The sequence below is a fragment of the Shewanella algicola genome, from assembly GCF_014648035.1.
GTDB classification, from domain to species: Bacteria; Pseudomonadota; Gammaproteobacteria; order Enterobacterales; family Shewanellaceae; genus Shewanella; species Shewanella algicola.
Genome location: NZ_BMQI01000125.1, coordinates 1 through 2,043, shown reverse-complemented (window position 1 = coordinate 2,043; position 2,043 = coordinate 1). Strand labels below are relative to the sequence as shown.

Sequence of the window (2,043 nt, the reverse complement as noted above, 5' to 3'; positions counted from 1 at the left end):
TCACTGCACTAGGCTCAAGCCTCCACAAAGGTATCGTTAGATACCCAGCAACTTATAAAGCAGTGAGAGCTGATTCATTCCAAGAATTACGAGCTTGCCTTTTCGATTTTCTCCTAGCCAAATATTCTTGGTGTTGAGGATCGAATGGTATAGCCGAACTTCGGATTTTCACGTGTCTCTCAATAGGCACTTTGGCTATTTGGAATAGATTGAATTGGCAATCCATATCCTTGACCTTCTGCCAACCGTGAAATTGCCATTGGCCTTTGCGGTTGATGAAGTATTTAAGGGCTACCCAAGTCTTAGACTTTGTTGGATGGCGCCTTACTGCCCAGTGCCACAACGCGTAGAATAGTTTGTGCCCAACATATCCGAATACTTGTTTAGCAACGCAATGTCGATAATAGTTCGACCAGCCCCTTAGTTTCGGATTTATCAGTTTGATAAGATCGTTAACAGGGATGGTTGCGTGCTTTTTGATGAGTTCGCGCAGGTTACTCAAGAACAACAAGGTATTGGACTTGCTCGGTTTAATGAGCAATTTTCCTTTGTACTTCCTATGATTGAATCCTAAGAAGTCAAAACCATTATTGATGTGGGTAATGTGCGTTTTCTCTTCGGAGAGTGTTAAGCCTCTTTCCGCTAAGAAATCTGCGATCAACGGTTTGATATCGTTCTCGAGCACTTCCTTTGAAGCGCAGGTGACGACGAAATCGTCGGCGTATCCAATAAAGTTGGCTCTAGCACCCTTTTTGAGTGCTGTAGACTTTATGCGCTGTTCGAGTCCTGCAAGAGTCATTAGCATCAAGGTTGGGGATATAACCCCTCCTTGTGGTGTGCCCTCATCAGTACGATAAAACAGCCCTTTATCCATAAAACCAGACTTTAACCATTGTTCCAACATTCGTTTATCTATGGCGATGTTATCAACAAGCCATTGATGCCCGATTTGGTCAAAGCAGGATTTGATATCTCCCTCAAGAACCCATTGCGCTGATTTCTTTAGAGCCAAGCATTTGAAGCACTGATCGACTGCGTCGGCAGTGCTACGATTTGGTCTAAATCCATAGCTGTTTGGGTCAGCAAGCGTCTCCGATATAGGCTCTAATGCAAGAAGGTGGAGCGCTTGTTGTGCTCTGTCTATCATGCATGGGATACCAAGAGGTCTAAGTTTGCCATTCTTTTTGGGGATATAGATACGCTTGAGTGGTTTGGCTTGATATGCCTTCCTGCTCAATTGATTTACAGCTTTCATGCGGCGTGCATCCGTGCTCCAGATGACACCATCTATTCCAGGCGTTCTACTGCCTTTGCTTTTTGATACTCGTTTAACAGCAAGAAGTTTTGCTGAACGCGAGTGAGTCAGTATCCATTGCAACGCTTTCGCCTTACCGTGTTTACCTTCTCGTGTTGCCTTTGCAATACGCATTTGAAGCTTTAATACATGCGGTTCAACGGATTTCCAGTCTATTGACTGCCATTGAACGCCGTCAGGAGTGGCACTAATTTCTGTTGAAATCATCATTTGCGTTTCTCCTTGAATAAAGTTCTTCAAATTATCTTGCAACGGGAGACCAGTCGGAAGTGGGCTCACTTTCGTGACCAGACACTAGTCTGTATCTGCATCGTTACAATGCAGCCTTTGCTTTTTCCAACCTCCTATACCTGCATCGCTATCGGCCATAAAAGCTTTCCCAGAGGGAGCGATATAGGCTTACCGTGTTCCGTATGTCGCGCAATGTCAGGGTAGATGCCCGCTATAGTGCGAAGAGTTATATTGATCACGAAAGAACATGGGGCAATCTCTTTCCAACTCTCATTGCCTTTTGGCCACAGCATATAAACCACTTCCGCTGTTTCATCACATAACGCACCTTACGCGGATTCACTTATGTTCATCATACTGACTACCTAGCACTCACCCAATTTGTGGTTATCAGGAGGATCGTTCTCTCACGATTCAGATCCCGATTGGCCTATAACCAATCTTCATTACATTGTCAGAGCCGCTACTTTATTCAGGCTCCTAGGTTCATCTGGTGA

The 2,043-nt window shown here is 44.6% G+C and carries 1 protein-coding gene; it reads right to left on the bottom strand.

The window, feature by feature from the left end:
* Positions 1-52: 52 nt before the first annotated feature.
* Positions 53-1,525 carry a group II intron reverse transcriptase/maturase gene (gene ltrA / locus IEY42_RS21990; RefSeq protein WP_188927298.1) on the bottom strand — a complete coding sequence of 491 codons (1,473 nt, stop codon included), beginning with the start codon at positions 1,523-1,525 and terminating at the stop codon, positions 53-55.
* Between the last annotated feature and the right edge of the window lie 518 nt (positions 1,526-2,043).